This window comes from Segeticoccus rhizosphaerae, from assembly GCF_009192725.1.
GTDB lineage: Bacteria > Actinomycetota > Actinomycetes > Actinomycetales > Dermatophilaceae > Segeticoccus > Segeticoccus rhizosphaerae.
In genome coordinates this window covers 1-3,009 of the sequence record NZ_VOHR01000406.1, presented here as the reverse complement: position 1 = coordinate 3,009, position 3,009 = coordinate 1, and the positions used below count along the sequence as shown (strand labels likewise).

Here is a 3,009-nt window from a genome sequence, read left to right as displayed (position 1 = left end):
GACCACCACCCGGCCGGCACCCCGGGGCACCGGCCCCGCGCGCCGGGCGCCCGACCGACCCGTCCCGGTCTGGACGAGTGGACCCGGCAACGCTCACCCCCGCAAACGGGCAAGCCTTGGCCCTGACCCGGACAGGCGGTGACTACTCCCAGCAGGTAGGCACGAGGAGGAGGTGATCCAGTCAGATCCACACCACTCAGCAACGGGCGGCCGCTTGGCTCCGCGCGCAACGTCTGCTCCTTGCGGTGCCACCACAGGTTGGGCACCACGCCCGTACGGCAACTCGGGTCTTCCCCACAGCGCGCCGGGCCACGGAAACCACGCCCGCACCGGGGCAGGCCGCGCCCGAGCAGCCCCTGGCGCGGCCTGTCCACGGTCGGCGCCCCTTGACAGCCGTCAGGCCGCGCCGGTGACCATGGCCGGAACGGGCCAGAGACCCCTACGCTGGGACAGCGGAGGTGAGTGACATGCAAGCGAGCGCCGGAGATCGACTGCGCGTCCGCGGCAAGAAGGTCGGCAGTCCCGATACCGAAGGCCAGATCATCGAGGTCAGAGGCCAAGACGGGCAACCGCCGTACATGGTCCGCTTCGACGACGGACACGAACGACTGGTCGTGCCAGGTTCCGACTGCCAGATCGTGAAGACGGCCGGCGCCCAGCGCTGAACCCCGGCGGTCCCTTTCCGCACAGCCTCTCGGCGGGCGCCTCCCGTCCCCGCTGCGCCGGCGCAGCAGACAATGGTCTACCCCAGCGCCAAGAAGGCGAAGCCGATGAGTGAGCGAAAGGTCCCCGAAGCCCAGCGCGTGCCGGACTGATCACCCCATCAGGGGTTGCTCTTGACGCATCTCCGTTTCCCGAACCACAAACGGTGAACGTCCAGGTCAGCGACGCTTCCAACCGCGCACCAGTCCGTCGATGTCCCGCATACCCCGTCCGGCTGGCCGTCTCGGGACGGGGACGTCATACGGCACCCCGCAACCATCACGGTGAACAAGCTGTGTGCGACTTTGCGGGCGCTGTCCGGGGACGCGGCGGGTGAGGCGACGGCTCGGCGTGCACCTCGAGAGTTCACGGCTTGGGAGTCGTGGCAATCTCGTGGCAAACCCCGTGCGATGAGCAGGGCCGTGTCATGGCGTTTCCGCTGGTCAAGGCCCTACGTGCCACGAGTCGGGTGACAGGATTTGAACCTGCGGCCTCTTCAGCCCGAGCGCAGAGAGGTCTCCACGGCACGGACGAGGTACATCGGTCCGTCGGCCCCTCCAACCTGTGCTCCTGAAGTCTCCTCGCTGGCGTGCCCGCCCACCTCAGGGACGTCAGCAAACCTGTCACAAGCGCGTCGATTGCGAGTCTGTCCAGATGCCAGCTTCGCGTTAATCCGACCCTCCTGGAATACCCCTGAGCGTGGGGCTCCAGCCGCCAGTGAGTCGCTTTCAGTCGGGCGGCTCTTGCCGTCGTCTACTGTCGGGCGATGCCCCGGGAGGCTCATGCGAGTCACTGCTCCGTCACGGGCGGCGGCGCTGTCACGGCGATTCCGCCGTGGGCCAGTACGCTTGGTCGATGCGCTGCGCGGCATCGCGGCGCAGGGGATCGATGACGTGCTGGTAGCGCGTGAGCAGGGAGGCCTGCGACCAACCGAGCAGCCCCATGACCACGCGTCCGTCGACGCCTTGGGCCAAGAGCATGGTTGCCGTGGTGTGCCGTGCGTAGTGCAGGCGCAGCGGGGGGACGCCGGCTCGCTGGGTGAGGGCGCGCCAGGCCTTGGCGTCGACCGAGGGGTGTTGGGGCTGGCCGTCGGGGCGGGGGAAGACCAGCTCGTGCTCATGCCAGGCGGGACCGGCTGCGAGCCGGTGGGCGGCCTGGCCGCGGCGGTGCTCACGCAGCTGTTGTAGCAGTTGCGGTGGGACCGCCAGGGTCCGGCGCCCGGCCCGTGATTTGACCTCCTCTAGGACCCAGCCGCCACCGGTGCGGTGGGGGCACTTGGCGGGCTGGTGGTCGGGGTCGGGTTCGCCACAGCCGTGGTGCCAGCTGGGTCGCTGCAGCTGTCGCCGGACCCGCAGCTGATGTTGCTCGAAGTTGATGTCCTCCCACTTCAGCCCCAGGGCTTCCCCCTGCCGCAGCCCGAGAGCCAGCGCCACCGACCACCTCGCGCGGTTGGGCAGCTCGGCCGCGGCGAGCAGGATCCGCCGGCAGTCCTTCAGGGAGTAGGGTTCGAGCTCGGTCTCGCGCACCCGGGGGACGACTGCGTGGGCGCACGGGTTGGCCACCAGCAGTCCGCGCCGGACGGCCGTGTTCAGCGCCGACCGCAGGATCCGGTGCAGTGAGACCGCACTTTGAGGAGAGCGCCCGGCCACCCGGTAGAGCAGGTCGTCGATGTCACGGACGGCGATCCGGGCCAGCGGTGACGATCGCAGCGGGCCGCAGTGGTTCCGGACCAGGCTGGTGTAGGTGTCGAAGGTCTTGGGCTTGCGGGTGCGCTGGATGATCACCAGCCACTCGTCGAGCCACTGTCCCAGCGTCAGCTGCTGGTTGGAGCTGGGCCGATGCGCTGACCGGGCCCGCTCGGCCTCCAGCGCGGCGACCTTCTCGGTGACCTCCTGACGGCTGCGTCCGCGCACGTGACGCCGCACCGGCTTGCCGGCGTCGGTCCGTCCCATGGAGACGTAGCCGTGCCAACCACCGTCGCTGCCCCGCTGGATGGAGGACCGGCCGTTGGCAGCCCGGGTCCTGGCCACGCCACGGCTCACGACGCCCTCACCGAGCGCCCCACTGGTCGGATGGCAGCTGGGGGCGTCTGGGGCGCGGGGACCTCGGACGCGTGCCGAAACTCCTCCAGGTGCTCGGCCGTGATCAGGGTGCGGGCGCCGACCTTGAGGTGACTCAGCCGGCGCTCTTTCAGCAGCTTGTGCAACATCGACACACTCACCCCCAGCTCCGCTGCGGCCTCGCGGATCGAGAACGTCGCACGGGCCCCAGCCCGGCCGCCGCCGGCCGGGGTGGCCGTGGCCGCCC

Annotated in this window: 3 protein-coding genes; 1 reads left to right on the top strand and 2 read right to left on the bottom strand. The window is 70.2% G+C overall.

Annotated elements, in window-relative coordinates:
- Positions 1–467 precede the first annotated feature (467 nt).
- The gene (locus FRW57_RS19765; protein WP_152186852.1) at positions 468–665 is read left to right on the top strand and encodes a DUF1918 domain-containing protein; all 198 of its coding nucleotides are present in this window, start codon (positions 468–470) and stop codon (positions 663–665) included.
- Positions 666–1,520: 855 nt separating this feature from the next.
- Here FRW57_RS19765 and FRW57_RS19760 read toward each other — a convergent pair.
- Both FRW57_RS19760 and FRW57_RS19755 read right to left on the bottom strand, forming a co-directional pair.
- Positions 1,521–2,744: a tyrosine-type recombinase/integrase gene (locus tag FRW57_RS19760; protein ID WP_152186851.1), complete on the bottom strand. Its 1,224-nt coding sequence runs from the start codon at positions 2,742–2,744 to the stop codon at positions 1,521–1,523.
- Positions 2,741–3,009, bottom strand: a 269-nt coding sequence (locus FRW57_RS19755) for a helix-turn-helix domain-containing protein (protein WP_152186850.1), incomplete at its 5' end; no start/stop codon positions are given. The genes FRW57_RS19755 and FRW57_RS19760, both read right to left, overlap by 4 nt.